Raw genomic sequence first — 15,581 nt, 5'->3', positions numbered from 1 at the left:
TTCGGTCTAGGAGAATGCATGTTTTACAAAATCGCACAGAAAGTGATGTTTCAGATGGACCCAGAGAAGGCGCACAACTTAGCTATAGGTAGTCTGAAATCAACTGCGAATTCGCCGTTAAACTGCTTTTACGCGCAGAAGCTGCAAGCTGCGCCGGTAGAGTTTATGGGACTTACGTTTCCAAATCCTGTTGGACTCGCTGCCGGCATGGATAAAGATGGTGAATGTATCGATGCGTTCCATGCGATGGGCTTTGGACATATAGAGGTTGGTACTGTTACACCGAGACCTCAACCTGGTAATGACTTGCCACGTTTGTTTCGTTTGAAGCCGGCTAAGGCGATCATTAACCGTATGGGGTTTAACAACAAAGGTGTTGATAACTTGGTGGCCAATCTAAAAGCGGCTAAGTCTGGCGCCATGGTTGGGGTGAACATAGGTAAAAATAAGGACACACCGGTAGAGCAGGGCAAGGAAGATTACCTTATCTGTATGGACAAGGTGTATCCTTATGCGGCCTATATTGCCGTGAATATTTCCTCGCCTAACACTCCTGGTCTGCGCAGTTTACAGTATGGAGACCTGCTTGATGATCTCCTTGGATCATTAAAAGCCAAGCAAAAAGATCTTGCCGAGCAGCATGGTAAGTATGTGCCGATCGCATTAAAAATTGCCCCGGATCTGCAACCTGAAGAAATAGAAAAGATTGCTGAATCTTTGATCCGTAATGAGTTTGATGGTGCCATCGCCACCAACACAACCCTGACACGTGATGGTGTTAGTGGTTTGGTTAATTCTAATGAAGCCGGTGGTTTGAGCGGTAAGCCATTGAATTCATTATCAACTAAAGTGATCAAACAGTTAGCGGTTTGTCTTAAAGGGCAAGTACCTATTATCGGTGTTGGTGGTATTAATAGTGCGGAGGATGCATTTGATAAATTGGATGCAGGAGCGACTATGGTACAAATTTATTCTGGTTTTATTTATCGTGGCCCAGAATTAATTAAAGAGATCGTCGACGCATATCGCGTAAAAAATAAATAAGATCTTATTTAGATCTCAAAATGATCGCGCGATCTTATTTAGATCGCGTTAGATCAATATAACATGTTGTTATCTATATCATATTTGTAAAATTTTTTTTGATATTGAGTGAAATATAATCTATTATCGAGCTGTATTAAGGTATATAGGTACACGTTATGTTATTAATGCCACAAAGGGATTGGCAATGGATATATAACGATTCGTATGGGGTATTAAGCGTTTCGTTAGGTTCGGATATGGAATTTCTGACTCCCTATCAAACGAAAGCACTTATTCCAGATGCCTTGGCGACGACGGAATTTAGTGTAGAACATGCCAAGTTCTATATCGAATTTATTGAGCGTATTGGAAAGTCTTTAAATATTGCCGATGCGGTGAGGGTTCAGTTGGCGTTGAACGCAACAGCGGCTCATTATTTGTTAAAGCCACAGATGCCTAAGTCATGGTTTTTTGATACATCGGCAGTGTGTGTTTACAGTGAGCTAGGCAAGGTCTTCCAGTTGAAATGCCAAGGGGAAGTGGGACAGGTTTTAGTGGTCGAATCGAATATTCAGGCCTCCCTGGTTATGCTGTTATCACCCCAGTTGCAGTTGAGTGACAGTAAGACGATGCGCCAGTTTGACTGCATTAAAGTGATGAATGATAGATTGCATCCATTAAAAGCCAATCGTCAGATCGCGGCAGCTTAAAAAATTTCAAGATTTATTTAGGGAGCAGATGCTCCCTATTTTTATGCCTGTTTTTTGATCAATTTATTTTATTACGACGATTGCTCGTAAATCATTTTTCCGATCTATTGATTAAATCAACCTCTCGCGTTTTTCTCGCTTAATGCTATAAAATCGACAACTCCCATATCCTTTATAGAAGGCCTTTATAGAAGGGCTTTATAGAAGGGCTAGCTTGCTAAGGTAAATTAAAGCGCGAGAAAACAGTTAACGGCTATAGATTGTTTTTTAACCGGACATTGGTTTTTGAGCATGCAGAAAATTTTGAAACGGCCCGATTGGTGTAGGGCAGCCAAGCATTTTACTTTAGCTTGTTGTGAAAGGCATTTAAACAAGAGAGAGTTTAGAAAAGTTATTTCATTAGAAATTGGTTGCGGGAGCAGACTGTGAATCAATGACCTTCGCGGCTTTTATAAGAGCTGAGCGCGACGAGCTTTTTGCTTTAGCGTTTTGCTCTAGCTTTTTGAGAAAAGGGGGTTAAACAAGGGAGTGTTTAGAAAAGTTATTTCATTAGAAATTGGTTGGAGGAACGGGTTGTGAATCTTCGACCTTCGCGGCTTTTATAAGAGTGAGCGCGACGAGCTTTTTTGCTGTAGCGTTTTGGTTTGAGCTGTTTGAGAAAGGGGTTTAAACAAGAGAGTATTTAGAAAGTCGTTTCATTAGAAATTGGTTGCGGGAGCCGGATTTGAACCTTCGACCTTCGCGGCTTTTATCAGAGTGAGCACGATGAGCTTTTTGCTTTAGCGTTTTGGTTTGAGCTGTTTGAGAAAAGGGTTAAACAAGAGAGTGTTTAGAAAAGTTATTTCATTAGAAATTGGTTGGAGGAACGGATTTGAACCGACGACCTTCGCGGCTTTTATAAGAGCTGAGCCCGATGAGCTTTTTGCTTAGCGTTTTGGTTTTAGCTGTTTGAGAAAGGGGAATAACCAAGGGAGTGTTTAGAAAAGTTATTTCATTAGAAATTGGTTGCGGGAGCCGGATTTGAACCGACGACCTTCGGGTTATGAGCCCGACGAGCTACCAAACTGCTCCATCCCGCGTCCGTATGAAACGCTGTAGTTGTTTTGATTCTTGCTACAAAAGAAATTGGTTGCGGGAGCCGGATTTGAACCGACGACCTTCGGGTTATGAGCCCGACGAGCTACCAAACTGCTCCATCCCGCGTCCGTGAGAAACGCCGTAGTTGTTTTGATTCTTGCTACAAAAGAAATTGGTTGCGGGAGCCGGATTTGAACCGACGACCTTCGGGTTATGAGCCCGACGAGCTACCAAACTGCTCCATCCCGCGTCCGTAAGAAACGCCGTAGTTGTTTTGATTCTTGCTACAAAAGAAATTGGTTGCGGGAGCCGGATTTGAACCGACGACCTTCGGGTTATGAGCCCGACGAGCTACCAAACTGCTCCATCCCGCGTCCGTATTGAGAGCGATATTATCCTCTCTAACACACTTTGACCTTCGAACTTGATGCTAAGTTAACTCATGTTACCTGGGTTAAGTCAGTGCTCTCTGCGTCAAAGCGGGGCGAACTATATCGATATGAGACGAGCAATGCAAGTAACAATCGAGGATTTGGTGTTAAGCGTTTATTTATCCAACAGAGTGCGGGCTTATTGATCACGCAGCGAAATTTTAGGCACTCATCTGACAGAACTTTTTATCATTTAATCTGTGGACAAGGTATAATGACGGATTGATTTTTGAAGTGTGTCTATCTATCCATGTTAAATTTTTTTGCTGCAGCCCCAAGAGGCTATGAATACGCGTTGTCCCTTGAGTTGGCAGAACTTGGCGCTACGGAAATAAAAGAAAGTGTTGCCGGCGTTTATTTTACAGCGCCGCTGGAATTAGCTTACCGCATTACGCTTTGGTCACGCCTGGCCAGCCGTATCATCTTAGTGATCTACAAAGGCCCGTGCGAAACACCTGAGCAGCTTTATAACGCGGCTTATTGCATAGACTGGCAAACACATTTTTCTAATAAGAGCAGCTTTAGCATAGATTTTCATGGTGTCGGTGGTTTTATTAAAAACTCACAATTTGGCGCGCTAAAGGTTAAAGATGCGGTAGTTGACCGTTTTCGTGACGATGGTTGCCCACGACCAGATGTGGCTCGTGTCGATGCAGACTTCAAGATAGACGCCCATTTTCGCCGGGGTCAAATCACCTTAGGGGTTAACTTCTCTGGCCCTGCGTTACATCAACGTGGTTATCGCGCGACAACAGGTGAGGCGCCCCTCAAGGAAAATCTGGCAGCAAATATGTTAGTTCGTAGTGGTTGGCAGCAAGCTCCTAAAGATCTGCTCGACCCCTTTTGTGGCAGCGGTACTATCTTGATTGAAGCGGCAATGATGGCCTGTGATATCGCACCAGCGCTGCAGCGTCGTCGTTTTGGTTTCGACCACTGGTTGCGCCATCAAGATGGCGTGTGGCAGGAACTGCTTAGTGAAGCCAAGGCTCGCGCCTCTATGGGTGTGAAGCGCTGTGACCTTAAATTTTATGGCTCGGATATCGATTCGCGCCTGGTGGCACTGGCTAAACGTAATGCCCAAAATGCCGGTGTGGCTGAGCTTATTGAGTTTTCGGTGTCCAATGCGCTTAATGTCACCCCACCTGTGGAGCAGGGCTATCTAATCACTAACCCTCCTTATGGTGAACGCCTTGGTAATGTCACCTCGCTTTTACAGCTCTACTATCAGTTGGGCGACAAGCTAAAGGCCGAATTCGGCGGTTGGCAGGTGGCAGTACTCAATAGCGATATCGAGCTGCTATCAGCCCTTAAGCTCAAAGCTGACAAGCAGATGAAGATGTATAATGGTGCGCTCGAATGTGCTTTTAACCTTTATACGCTGCACGCCAATAGCACTCGACGCATCGACCCTGGTCAGGTATTGAGCCAAGGCGGTGAGGTAAGCGAGGTCGCCAGCGCGTTTGCTAATCGGATTAAGAAAAACCATAAACAGCTGAGCAAATGGGCTCAGCGAGAGGGCATAGACAGCTATCGTCTCTATGATGCCGACATCCCTGAGTATAATGTCGCCGTGGATATTTATCTGGATCATGTGGTGATTCAGGAGTATTCGGCGCCTAAGACGATTCCAGAGGCGGTGACGAAAAGGCGTCTAACCGATGTCCTCTTGGTGCTGCCGCAGGCGATTGGTGTCGACCCTGACAAGATCATTCTCAAGACCCGCGAGCGTCAAAAGGGAACCAATCAGTACCAAAAACTGGATGCCACCAAGCTTGAGCTAGTCACTACCGAATATGGCGCCAAGTTTAAGCTGAACTTGAAAGATTATCTGGATACAGGTTTGTTCCTGGATCACAGGCTAACCCGTAAACTCGTGGGCGAGAAAGCCAAAGACCGTGATGTACTGAACTTATTTGCCTACACAGGCAGTGCCTCTGTGCATGCCGCGCTGGGCGGCGCTAAGTCGGTGACCACCGTGGATATGTCTAATACCTATCTTAATTGGGCGCAAGACAACTTCGAATTAAATGGCCTTAAAGGCAAGCAATATCAGTTTATTCAAGGAGACTGCTTGCAGTGGATAGATGATTGCCAGGAGCAGTACGATCTTATCTTTATCGATCCGCCGACCTTCTCAAACTCTAAGCGGATGGAAGACTCCTTCGATGTACAGCGGGATCATGTCAAGCTGCTGAGCGCCTTGGTGAAGCTGCTGCGTCCAGGCGGAGAGATACTGTTTTCGAACAATAAGCGTAAGTTCAAGATGGAAATCGACGCCTTGTGTGCCCTTGGGGTCACGGTAAGCAACCTGGATAAGCAGACGCTACCGCTGGATTACAAGCGCAATCCCCATATTCATAATACTTGGTTGATCACCCATGCTTAAAGTGAGTGCCTATATCTTATTTCATACCGAGGCCTGCCACCTGTGTGAGCAGGCTCAGGCGATCATCGCCACTTTAGATATCGACTATGCCTTGCAGGATATTTGTGACGATGACGTTTTAGCCGAGCGTTACGGCGTTCGTATCCCGGTGCTGCGCAACCAAGAAGATGGCTCAGAGCTCGATTGGCCTTTTGATCGAGAGCAGCTGCAACAGTTTACAGGAGTATAAATTGAGTCTGGTTCGTATAAATAACGGCTCATTGGCCTATGGCTACACCCCCTTATTACAAAATGCCGATTTCACCATAGAAGCTGGCGAGCGAGTGTGTATTGTAGGGCGAAATGGCGCAGGTAAATCTAGCTTGATGAAGGTCATTGGTGGTGAAGTGCTGCTCGATGATGGCGAATTTAATATCGCAACAGATGTTAAGGTCAGCCGTTTACAGCAAGATCCACCTAAGGCAGAGCAGGGGACGGTATACGCCTATATTTCGGCCGGTCTGCAAGAGGTCGGCGAAAAGCTAGAGCGCTATCATCAACTCTCCCATGACATCGCTAGCGCCAGCGTTGATGAGATGGAGCGTATGCTCAAACAGATGGAACGTCTTCAGTCTGATCTCGACCACCTTAACGGCTGGCAGCTAGATACCCGCATTAATCAGACCTGTGAGATGCTCGGCCTGGATGCCGATGCCAGCCTAAACAGCCTATCGGGTGGTTGGCAACGTAAGGTTGCCTTGGCGAGAGCCTTGGTGAGCGAGCCCGATCTGCTGCTGCTCGATGAGCCGACTAACCATTTAGATATCGATACCATCGAATGGCTCGAAGAGTTTCTGCTCAGCTATCGTGGCGCGATTGTGTTTATCAGTCATGACCGTGGGTTTATTCAGCGCATGGCGACGCGTATCGTGGATCTTGATCGCGGCGTGGTCACCTCTTGGCCCGGCGACTATCAGACCTATCTTGATGGCAAGGCTGAGTGGCTGAGGGTCGAAGAGGAGAAAAACGCTCAGTTCGACAAGAAACTTGCCGAAGAGGAAACCTGGATCCGTCAAGGGATTAAGGCGCGTCGAACACGTAATGAAGGACGCGTGCGCGCACTTAAGGCGCTACGTATGGAGCGCATGGCGCGTATTAACCGTCAGGGCGGGGCCAAGATGGCCGTCGCCGATACCGAGCGTTCGGGCAAGTTGGTGTTTGACATCAAAGATCTTAACTACAACCTGCCTGATAAAAACCTGGTCAAGAACTTTACCACCTCTGTGATGCGAGGCGATCGAATTGCACTTATCGGTCCTAATGGTTGCGGGAAATCGACGCTTATCAAGTTGTTGATTGGCCAACTTGAGGCCCAATCAGGAGAAGTTAAGGTTGGCACTAAGTTGGAAGTTGCCTATTTCGATCAGTATCGAGAGGCACTTGATCCAGAGAAAACTGTCGAAGACAACGTCGGCGAAGGTAAGAAAACCGTGACCATTAACGGTCAGGACAGACACATTCTTAGTTATCTGCAAGATTTCCTGTTTTCGCCTATGCGTGCCCGCACGCCAGTCAAGGCACTTTCGGGTGGAGAGAAAAACCGACTGCTTTTAGCTCGCCTGTTGCTAAGACCCGCCAACTTGATCATTCTCGATGAACCGACAAACGATCTTGATATTGAGACCTTAGAGTTGCTAGAGTCGCTACTGACCGATTATCAGGGGACCTTGCTGTTAGTCAGTCACGATCGTGCCTTTATCGATAACACAGTCACCAGTTCCTGGTGGTTTACCGGTAATGGCGGTTGGAGCGAGTATGTCGGCGGTTACCAAGATGCTGTTTCGCAAGGGGCAAAATTTTATTCTGAGGAACCAGTTGCCAAGGACGCTGTCCAACCCAAGGTTGCCGAGCCAGTCAAGCGCGAGACTAAGGCCGCAGCAAAGGCTGAGAAGAAGCTGTCTTATAAATTGCAAAGAGAACTGGATGCCTTGCCGGCTAAGATGGAGCAACTCGAAGCCGACATAGAAGCCTTACAAACTGTCATCAATGAGCCCGATTTCTATTCGCAGGCGCAAGAGGTGGTGAACAGTCGTTTAAGTGAGTTGGCGTCACTTGAGCAGGAATTAGAAGTTTGTTTCGAACGTTGGGAAGAGCTTGAAGCCCTCAAATAGACGATAGAATAATAGGAAAAATAAATGAAGTTGAAGTTTGATAGAGCCTTATCGTTAGTCGCTGCCGGGGTGATCACAGCGTTGCAAACGGCTCACGCAGCACCTGTCTATGAGATTCAGAATATTGAAGACTATGACTTAAATGGCACCTTAGAGTCGACCATTAATGGTTATGGTATGTTTGTGAATCAGCAAGATCAGCTGGTTGGGATCTCTAAGGGTAAGAAAAAGCTCGAAGTCGACGAAGACTCGGACGGCCCTATTGATATCGAAGACGGGATTCCGCCTGAGCAGTTAGTCTCTTACTCAATCAATCTCCCTATTTTAGCCAACAACTTTACCTTTACTGCTGACGGTAACGGCGCAGCAGGTAGCTGGCTTCCCACCTTCGATTCCGTTTTTGGGACCACGCACCCTAAAGATACTAATGAAGAGCAACCTGAAACCATTAACTCAGTCAATGCCTATTACTACGGCATTAACAACAATGGAATCAAGGTGGGTACCTATACGGCACCGGAGCAAAAAACCGAATTTACCGGTGAGCGTAACGACAACAATCAAGATCAGGAATATTGGTACTACCGTGAGTTTGAGGAACGTGGTTTCTTAAAGGCAGCCGATGGTACAGATATCTCTTTGGTGCCGCCTTACACTGTATACACCAAAGATGATACCGATGTTGTCGTGGGCGGCGTCTCGGTGGCCGCGGCGATTAACGACAGTAACCTGGTGACAGGTTATGCCACTACTGATCTGGCCAAGAGCAGTAAGACTCGTGTCGATAATTGTATTACAGGCGACAAGTTCCCTATAGATGTGTGTGTACAAAACGAACAATACCCAGATCGTAACAATGTCCGCCGTATTCTCTATCAGACACGCGCCTTTGTGTGGCAATTTGATGGCACAGATGTGACCCCAACCGAGCTGCCTCTGGGACTTGAATCGACTTCTGACAGTGTGTTTACTGCTCAGGGTTTAGGGATAAACAGTCAAGGTGTTGTCGCTGGTCGTTCTCACGTCTATCGTAACAATGACAAAGATAAGTTGGCGTTCGATGCGGCCTATTGGGCCAAGGACAACGAAGGTCAATACCAGTACCACTGGGTGAAGATGACCAATGATCAGCTCTCCTCTGTGGCCTATGATATCAATGATAATGGTATCTTAGTGGGTAGCTATCGTCGTTATATAGAAGGTTATCAGCGCGACAAGTTCTTCTACTTAGACACCAATGCCGCGGACCCCACTTTTGTAACCCCGAATGATTTTTACCCTGTGATGTCCGATCGCAGCTCTCGTCCAAGGGATATCAACAATAAAGATCAGGTTGTCGGTTTTGTTGAAGTCACCAGTGAGAAGGAAAAGCCACGCATGAAAGGCGCCTTCTTGTATGACAAGAACAGTGATGAATTCAATGTTATCGACGATCTCTTGGTCTGTGAGTCAAAAGGCTATGTACAGGACGGAGAAGGTAAATGGGCCCGCAATAAGGTTGAAGTGGTCGATGGCAACGGCGATGTGCTCTTTTATGACAGTGAAATTCGTATCGTTGAGGCGAGCAGCATTAACGATGATGGCACCATAGTCGGCACGGCATTTATTCGTAAGCCTTCTTATCAGTTTGATACTGAAGGTAATCTGGTAATAGGTGAGAATGGTAAGCCTTTATTCTTGCTTAATGCTAATGGTCAGCCTGTGACGGCTTTTCTGCCACGTATGGTAGTACTTAAGCCAACCACTTCAGGCAGTGCTTGTGAAGTGGTAGAGGATGACAATTCAAGTGATGGTAACTATACACGCCAAGGTGCGGCAAGTTTCGCTTGGTTATTTGTGCTTCCACTGGTTTGGCTAAGGCGTCGTTTTAGAGGCTAATGCTCGTTAGAACATATCGAAATAAAAGTCGGGGTTTTTTCCCCGATTTTTTTTAAATAATGATCTCATGAGTTTAAAAAATAACCAGGCGTAAAGCGAAATTTTTGATTGATCTCGTGCTGAAAAAGTTCTATTTCTATCAATGAGGCTTCGGCCTTTAGGATTTAAGAACAGAGGATGCTTGCATGAAAAGACAAAAACGAGATCGTCTAGATAGAGCTTTTTCAAAGGGATTCCAGGCCGGGATAGGTGGCCGCTCTAAGGATAACTGTCCTTATTCTACATTGGACTCTAAATCACACTGGCTCGGAGGATGGCGCGAAGGTGTCGATGGCCGACTTAGCGGATTATTTAACAAGTGATTTAGATATTTGCCCTCTGTTAAGAGGGCATTTTCATATCTGGAACAGGTAAAACGTTTAGAAACTTGATGTGTCGGTGAAGATACCCACCTTTAGATCTGTCGCCGAATAGATCTCGCGGCCATCTACTTCCATCACGGCATCAGCGATGCCCATCACTAATTTGCGATAGACCTTTCGCTTGATAGTCAACTTGTAGGTGACTTTCTTGGCATCTGGTAGTACCTGACCGGTAAATTTCACTTCACCAACACCCAGTGCACGACCTTTACCTTCCGCACCTTCCCAGCCAAGGAAGAAGCCAACCAACTGCCACATGGCGTCTAGGCCCAGGCAACCTGGCATAACAGGATCGGTTTCGAAGTGGCAGCCAAAGAACCAAAGTGACGGGTCGATATCTAGCTCAGCAACAATTTCACCTTTACCAAACTCACCGCCGTTATCGTTAATTTTAGTGATGCGATCTATCATCAACATGTTGTCGATAGGCAGACGAGGCGAGTTGGCGCCAAATAGGTTACCGTGTCCACAGGCGACTAATTCTTCTTTACTGAAACTGTTAGCTTTATTCATTGTTAACTTCACTCTAGCAATTTGAGTCGCCAAGGTTAGCGAACACGTGTACGCCAAACAACTCCGATCAGCTAGAAAGTTTCAATTTATCGAGCAAGTTGGCAAAAAATGAGCGTTCCTCATCGGGATAGCCCGCTAAGCCTTCCAATCGCGCCTGGACCATGCCATAGAGGCTTTCTTCGGGAAACTGACCATTTTCATCACGGCTGCCGGCAGGTTTGTTCATTAGGATGGCCACAGCCTGATCGATATGCTCTACCTGGTACAGGTGGAACGCTTTGTCTTCAACGGCTTTAATGACCTGGGGATCCAGGTTGAGCTGCTGTACGTTAGAGCTTGGGATGATAACCCCTTGGGTGCCCGTCAGGCCGCGTCGCTGACACAGGTCAAAAAAGCCCTCAATTTTTTCATTTACACCGCCGATGGCCTGCACTTGGCCAAATTGATCTATGGCGCCTGTGGCGGCAATGCCTTGTTCTATGGGGTGCTCGGCGATGGCAGACATTAGCGCACAATATTCGGCCAGTGACGCGCTGTCACCATCGATCTCCTGATATGACTGTTCGAAAACAATATTAGCATTGAGGTGCAGCGGGGCATCTTTACCGAATATGCGATACAAACAAGAGGAGAGGATCATTAAACCCTTTGCGTGTATGTTTCCGCCCAGTTCTGACTTACGCTCGATATCGGCGACTTCACCGTCACCATAATGTACCGATGCAGTGATTCGCGCCGGTTCGCCATAGGTGTATTCGGCGGCGTCCAGCACGGTCAGGCCATTGATCTGGCCAATCATGGCGCCTTGGGTGGGCAGGTTAATGAAGTTATCGTCGAAGCTCTGCGCCGACAGACTCTGTGAGGCATTGTGCCTCGCCTTGTGGCGAGCCAGTGCCATCTCGATGCTGTCGCCGCTCAGTTGAGTGCTCTTGCCATAAAGGCTGGCTTGTACCATCAGCTGACTAATGCCTATGGTTTCGAGGCTCAGGTGGCGTTGATGTTCGGCTAGACGTGCACTATGGGTAAACAGTGGCTGCAGGGCAGACTGATCTAAGGTGAGCTGGTTGGCGGCAGCGATAGTGACCAGCCAGTTGCCATAATCTTGCTCGCTAAACTCTGCCAATGAAATTTCATCTACTAGCTCACCCAGCAGGGGAAAGGCGGCGGGAAAGTTACGCTCTTCTAAATAACTGATGCTATAAAGCGTGCTGCTGCCCACTAAGATTATCTTGCTGTGCAGCGGAATTGAAGACCAGCGAGAATGCAGTTGATATTCACCCTTATGGGCCGCCTCCATCACAAGTTCCCACAGGCCCTCACGTTTCCAGAGAGATTCGGCGCAGATAAACAGGTAATCGCAGTCGGCTAGGGCGCCCGGATGGTAGACACTGGGATCATGGGCGTCGAGGTGGCCGATAAGATCGCGACGCTTTATGGCGCCACTCAGATAGCGATAGGGAGTGTTGGCAACACAGACGCAGTCTTCGCCGGCTTGTGTTTGCCACTGCAACTTAGCGTCTGGCGCCAGGCGGTTAAGGTAGTGAGCCGGTCTGTATCCCTGATGGTCAACTAAGGCCTTGAGTAGCTGCTCTCTATCTATGCCGCTGTGATCGGCAAGGTACATGTGTTGCCCCTGAGTATTAGCAAGCAGGTTAAACGCATCCAGGGTGCGTTCCTGACCCAGTAATCGGCTGTGTGGATTGGCGTTAAGCTGGTCTACCTGAGGTAACTGAAATTGAGGCGATAAAGCGGCAATGTCGATTGAGTGTGCGATCATTAATTGGGGCGAATTATGTAAACATGGCCTGATGTTAGCACAGTTTCGCTCAGCCTCTCTCTAAGTTTCGCTGTTTTTGGCTTATTCAAGCCAGTTTGTCGACAATCCTGGTGACGGGCCGCTGTTTATTCGTTTGCTGAGTACGTCCTACTTGCTTTGTGGCCTTACCAAGGCGTTTGTGCGCTTAGTCGACCTCAACTCGTTAGTTTCCGCTGAGATGGGGCGAGGATTTGAGGCATAAAGATAGACTTTTTTAAGGTGGACCACTTAAGACTTTAGTCGATAATCCAGTCTTTTTGTCGACAATTATCGGGTTTTGGCTTGAGAAAATCCTATTTCATGGCTATATTGTCGACAACCAAATGTTTGATGACGATCACATAATTCATGACGCGATACAGCCAAACGCCGGTCACCACGGCAGATAAAACCTTCTACCAACTTAGGCAGGATATTGTCGAAGGGGTGATCGCATCCGGGTCAAAACTCAGTGAGACTGAATTGTCGACAACTTATGGTGTGAGCCGAGCCGTGATCCGCGAAGCGATTAATCGTCTCGAGTCATGCCATATCGTCGAACGGCGCGCCAATGTCGGTGCCAGAGTCGTGGCACTGAGCGAAGAGGGCTTAATGGCCCTGTATGAGATCCGCGAATCCCTCGAAGGCATGGCGGCACGTCTGGCGGCCAAAAACATGAGTGATGAAGAGATTGCTGAGCTGGAAGCACTGCTCAGAAGTCATTTTGACGACGTCAAACAGGGGGAGTCCTATTATCAGGAAGCCGGTGATGTGGATTTTCATTATCGCATCATACTCGGCAGCAAGAATAAGCACCTTATCTCTATGCTGTTCGAGGGTATCTATCATCTGGTGCGTATGTACCGCGTACAGCTTGGCATGGCGGGGCCTAGGGTCACCACAGCCTATGATGAGCATAGGCATATCGTCCAGGCGATCGCCAATCGAGACGAAGAGCTAGCCGAGATCTTGATGCGCAGGCATATCACCTATTCACGAAATAATATTCGAAACAAACTTTCACCCATTCAGTCATAAGAGGAAGCGAGCATGAGCGCAGGAAAGAAATTCCGTCAGGCATTGGCCGACAATAAGCCGTTGCAAATCGTCGGTACTATTAATGCCTACACGGCCATGATGGCCAAGCAGATCGGTCACAAGGCGATCTACCTCTCTGGCGGCGGCGTGGCAAATGCCTCTTATGGTCTGCCGGATCTGGGCATGACCTCATTAAACGATGTGATCGTGGATGTGCAGCGCATCACCTCAGCGTGCGATCTCCCATTACTTGTCGATATCGATACCGGTTGGGGGGGCGCATTTAATATTGCCAAGACCATCAAAGATATGGAAAAAGCCGGTGCCGCAGCTGTACATATGGAAGATCAGGTTGCTCAAAAGCGCTGTGGTCATCGCCCCAACAAAGAGATCGTCTCGGTAGATGAGATGGTGGATCGTATCAAGGCGGCAGTGGATGCGCGAACGGATCCTGATTTCTTCATCATGGCCCGCACCGATGCCTTCGCGCAGGAAGGATTGGAAGCGGCTATCGAACGTGCCAAGGCTTATGTGGCTGCCGGCGCCGACGGTATCTTTGCCGAGGCGGTAAAGACTGAAGAGCATTACCGCGCCTTTGCCGAGGCGTTAGATGTGCCAATCCTGGCCAACATCACCGAATTTGGTCAAACCGAGCTGTGGAATCGTGAGCAACTTGGTCAGTGGGGCGCAGCCATGGTGCTTTACCCACTAAGTGCCTTCAGAGCCATGAATAAGGCGGCTGAGAACGTTTATCAAACTATCTTGCGCGATGGCGATCAGAAAGCGGTACTCGATACCATGCAGACCCGCATGGAGCTATACGATTACCTCGGTTATCACGAGTATGAGCAGAAGCTCGATAGCCTGTTTGCCGAAGGTAAGAATAAGTAATACAGCCAGGTGCCTCGGTAAAGGGGCACCCTAGACAGCACATTCACCCTACAACCTAGATGATGCAGTACTAGGGATAGACAAAAATATAATAGGAAGACGTTATGGTAGATAAGAAATTAGGCGGCGCTGGACTACGCGGACAGAGTGCGGGCGAAACAGCATTATGTACAGTGGGTAAATCAGGCTCAGGCTTAACCTATTGTGGTTACGATGTATCTGATCTGGCTGATAACGCCACCTTCGAAGAGGTCGCATACCTGCTATTTAATGGCGAACTGCCAACCGCGGCTCAGCTGGATGCCTACAAGAGTGAGCTGATGTCTATGCGTGACCTGCCTCAGTTACTTAAAGAGGTATTACAACGTATCCCAGCCGATGCCCACCCTATGGATGTGATGCGTACCGGCTGCTCTTTCCTGGGTAACCTAGAGCCAGAAACGGATTTTAGTCAACAGCATAAGGCAGCTAATCGTCTGCTGGCGGCGTTTCCGGCAATCATGTGTTACTGGTATCGCTACAGTCATGACGGTGTTGAGATCGACTGCGTCACCGATGAAGATTCATTAGGCGGTCATTTCCTGAAATTGCTTAATGGTAAGACGCCATCGGATCAACATCGCCGCGTCATGGATGTGTCCTTGATCCTTTATGCTGAGCATGAATTTAACGCGTCAACCTTCACTGCACGCGTTTGTGCTTCAACCCTGTCAGATATGTTCTCTTGCATTACCGGCGCTATCGGTTCGCTTCGCGGCCCACTGCACGGCGGCGCCAACGAGGCGGCGATGGAGATGATCCAAAAGTTCAGTTCGCCAGAAGATGCCAAGGTGCAGATGGCGGGCATGCTGGAGCGTAAAGAGAAGATCATGGGCTTTGGCCACGCCATCTATCGCGAATCCGATCCGCGTAACGTGATCATTAAGGCCTGGTCTGAAAAGCTGGCTAAAGAGTTTGGTGATACCTCGCTTTACGATATCTCTGTAGCCTGTGAAGAGTACATGTGGGACACCAAGAAGCTATTTTGTAACGCCGACTTCTTCCATGCATCGGCTTATCACTTCATGGGGATCCCAACTAAGCTGTTTACCCCTATCTTTGTCTGCTCACGCCTTACAGGCTGGGCGGCTCACGTGATGGAGCAGCGTGCGAACAACCGCATCATCAGACCAAGCGCGGACTATATAGGTTCTGAGCCACGTAAAGTGGTTCCTATCAGCGAAAGATAAGCCTAGATATCAGCCCCTCTGTCTTTAAGGCTCAG

General features: G+C 47.9%; 12 protein-coding genes and 4 tRNA genes. 10 read left to right on the top strand and 6 right to left on the bottom strand.

Features of this window, described 5'->3' with window-relative positions:
• Positions 1-18: 18 nt before the first annotated feature.
• Entirely contained in the window at positions 19-1,044 is a 1,026-nt protein-coding gene (gene pyrD / locus CFF01_RS10345; RefSeq protein WP_088904737.1) for a quinone-dependent dihydroorotate dehydrogenase, read from the top strand.
• Between the two features lie 158 nt (positions 1,045-1,202).
• The gene (locus CFF01_RS10340; RefSeq protein ID WP_088904736.1) at positions 1,203-1,736 is read left to right on the top strand and encodes a cell division protein ZapC; all 534 of its coding nucleotides are present in this window, start codon (positions 1,203-1,205) and stop codon (positions 1,734-1,736) included.
• A gap of 1,002 nt (positions 1,737-2,738) precedes the next feature.
• On the opposite strand, the gene CFF01_RS10335 is transcribed toward CFF01_RS10340, so the two are convergent.
• The 4 genes from CFF01_RS10335 to CFF01_RS10320 form a co-directional block, all read right to left on the bottom strand.
• Positions 2,739-2,815 (bottom strand) — tRNA-Met (locus tag CFF01_RS10335).
• Positions 2,816-2,862: 47 nt separating this feature from the next.
• Positions 2,863-2,939 (bottom strand) — tRNA-Met (locus CFF01_RS10330).
• 47 nt (positions 2,940-2,986) lie between these two features.
• Positions 2,987-3,063: transfer RNA gene (locus tag CFF01_RS10325), tRNA-Met, on the bottom strand.
• A gap of 47 nt (positions 3,064-3,110) precedes the next feature.
• A tRNA-Met gene (locus tag CFF01_RS10320) sits at positions 3,111-3,187 on the bottom strand.
• A 307-nt stretch (positions 3,188-3,494) separates the two neighbouring features.
• Between CFF01_RS10320 and rlmKL the strand changes: the two genes are divergently transcribed.
• The 5 genes from rlmKL to rmf all read left to right on the top strand — a co-directional run bounded on the left by rlmKL (position 3,495) and on the right by rmf (position 10,020).
• The gene (rlmKL, locus tag CFF01_RS10315) at positions 3,495-5,630 is read left to right on the top strand and encodes a bifunctional 23S rRNA (guanine(2069)-N(7))-methyltransferase RlmK/23S rRNA (guanine(2445)-N(2))-methyltransferase RlmL (protein ID WP_088904735.1); all 2,136 of its coding nucleotides are present in this window, start codon (positions 3,495-3,497) and stop codon (positions 5,628-5,630) included.
• Positions 5,623-5,859 carry a glutaredoxin family protein gene (locus tag CFF01_RS10310; protein WP_088904734.1) on the top strand — a complete coding sequence of 79 codons (237 nt, stop codon included), beginning with the start codon at positions 5,623-5,625 and terminating at the stop codon, positions 5,857-5,859. The genes rlmKL and CFF01_RS10310 overlap by 8 nt, the downstream gene beginning before the upstream one ends.
• A gap of 1 nt (position 5,860) precedes the next feature.
• Complete coding sequence (locus CFF01_RS10305; RefSeq protein WP_088904733.1) at positions 5,861-7,780, top strand: ABC transporter ATP-binding protein; 1,920 nt, start codon at positions 5,861-5,863, stop codon at positions 7,778-7,780.
• A gap of 24 nt (positions 7,781-7,804) precedes the next feature.
• Positions 7,805-9,658, top strand: a complete 1,854-nt coding sequence (locus CFF01_RS10300; RefSeq protein ID WP_088904732.1) for a DUF3466 family protein — start codon at positions 7,805-7,807, stop codon at positions 9,656-9,658.
• A 185-nt stretch (positions 9,659-9,843) separates the two neighbouring features.
• Positions 9,844-10,020: a ribosome modulation factor gene (rmf, locus tag CFF01_RS10295; RefSeq protein WP_011865614.1), complete on the top strand. Its 177-nt coding sequence runs from the start codon at positions 9,844-9,846 to the stop codon at positions 10,018-10,020.
• A 57-nt stretch (positions 10,021-10,077) separates the two neighbouring features.
• Here the strand turns inward: rmf and fabA are convergent, their stop codons facing one another.
• Together fabA and CFF01_RS10285 are read right to left on the bottom strand one after the other, a co-directional pair.
• On the bottom strand, positions 10,078-10,593 hold the full coding sequence (gene fabA, locus CFF01_RS10290) for a bifunctional 3-hydroxydecanoyl-ACP dehydratase/trans-2-decenoyl-ACP isomerase (RefSeq protein ID WP_033538343.1): 516 nt from the start codon (positions 10,591-10,593) through the stop codon (positions 10,078-10,080).
• Positions 10,594-10,660: 67 nt separating this feature from the next.
• Positions 10,661-12,370 carry a S16 family serine protease gene (locus CFF01_RS10285; RefSeq protein ID WP_088904731.1) on the bottom strand — a complete coding sequence of 570 codons (1,710 nt, stop codon included), beginning with the start codon at positions 12,368-12,370 and terminating at the stop codon, positions 10,661-10,663.
• Positions 12,371-12,757: 387 nt separating this feature from the next.
• Here CFF01_RS10285 and CFF01_RS10280 point away from each other — a divergent pair, with 387 nt between their 5' ends.
• The 3 genes from CFF01_RS10280 (at position 12,758) to prpC (ending at position 15,546) form a co-directional block, all read left to right on the top strand.
• Entirely contained in the window at positions 12,758-13,426 is a 669-nt protein-coding gene (locus CFF01_RS10280) for a GntR family transcriptional regulator (RefSeq protein ID WP_033538345.1), read from the top strand.
• A 12-nt stretch (positions 13,427-13,438) separates the two neighbouring features.
• A complete protein-coding gene (prpB, locus tag CFF01_RS10275) occupies positions 13,439-14,317 on the top strand; it encodes a methylisocitrate lyase (protein ID WP_088904730.1) in 879 nt (292 codons plus the stop codon).
• 104 nt (positions 14,318-14,421) lie between these two features.
• Positions 14,422-15,546: a bifunctional 2-methylcitrate synthase/citrate synthase gene (gene prpC, locus CFF01_RS10270; protein WP_033538347.1), complete on the top strand. Its 1,125-nt coding sequence runs from the start codon at positions 14,422-14,424 to the stop codon at positions 15,544-15,546.
• Positions 15,547-15,581: the final 35 nt, after the last annotated feature.

The organism is Shewanella marisflavi (assembly GCF_002215585.1).
Classification (GTDB): Bacteria; Pseudomonadota; Gammaproteobacteria; order Enterobacterales; family Shewanellaceae; genus Shewanella; species Shewanella marisflavi.
This window is presented reverse-complemented; position numbering and strand designations above follow the sequence as displayed.

Bases quoted from the DNA above. Each gene is read 5' to 3' on its own strand.
- fabA (WP_033538343.1), bottom strand. From the start codon at position 10,593: ATGAATAAAGCTAACAGTTTCAGTAAAGAAGAATTAGTCGCCTGTGGA.
- CFF01_RS10300 (WP_088904732.1), top strand. From the start codon at position 7,805: ATGAAGTTGAAGTTTGATAGAGCCTTATCGTTAGTCGCTGCCGGGGTG.
- pyrD (WP_088904737.1), top strand. From the start codon at position 19: ATGTTTTACAAAATCGCACAGAAAGTGATGTTTCAGATGGACCCAGAG.
- CFF01_RS10280 (WP_033538345.1), top strand. From the start codon at position 12,758: ATGACGCGATACAGCCAAACGCCGGTCACCACGGCAGATAAAACCTTC.
- CFF01_RS10285 (WP_088904731.1), bottom strand. From the start codon at position 12,370: ATGATCGCACACTCAATCGACATTGCCGCTTTATCGCCTCAATTTCAG.
- rlmKL (WP_088904735.1), top strand. From the start codon at position 3,495: ATGTTAAATTTTTTTGCTGCAGCCCCAAGAGGCTATGAATACGCGTTG.
- CFF01_RS10340 (WP_088904736.1), top strand. From the start codon at position 1,203: ATGTTATTAATGCCACAAAGGGATTGGCAATGGATATATAACGATTCG.
- rmf (WP_011865614.1), top strand. From the start codon at position 9,844: ATGAAAAGACAAAAACGAGATCGTCTAGATAGAGCTTTTTCAAAGGGA.
- CFF01_RS10310 (WP_088904734.1), top strand. From the start codon at position 5,623: ATGCTTAAAGTGAGTGCCTATATCTTATTTCATACCGAGGCCTGCCAC.
- prpC (WP_033538347.1), top strand. From the start codon at position 14,422: ATGGTAGATAAGAAATTAGGCGGCGCTGGACTACGCGGACAGAGTGCG.
- prpB (WP_088904730.1), top strand. From the start codon at position 13,439: ATGAGCGCAGGAAAGAAATTCCGTCAGGCATTGGCCGACAATAAGCCG.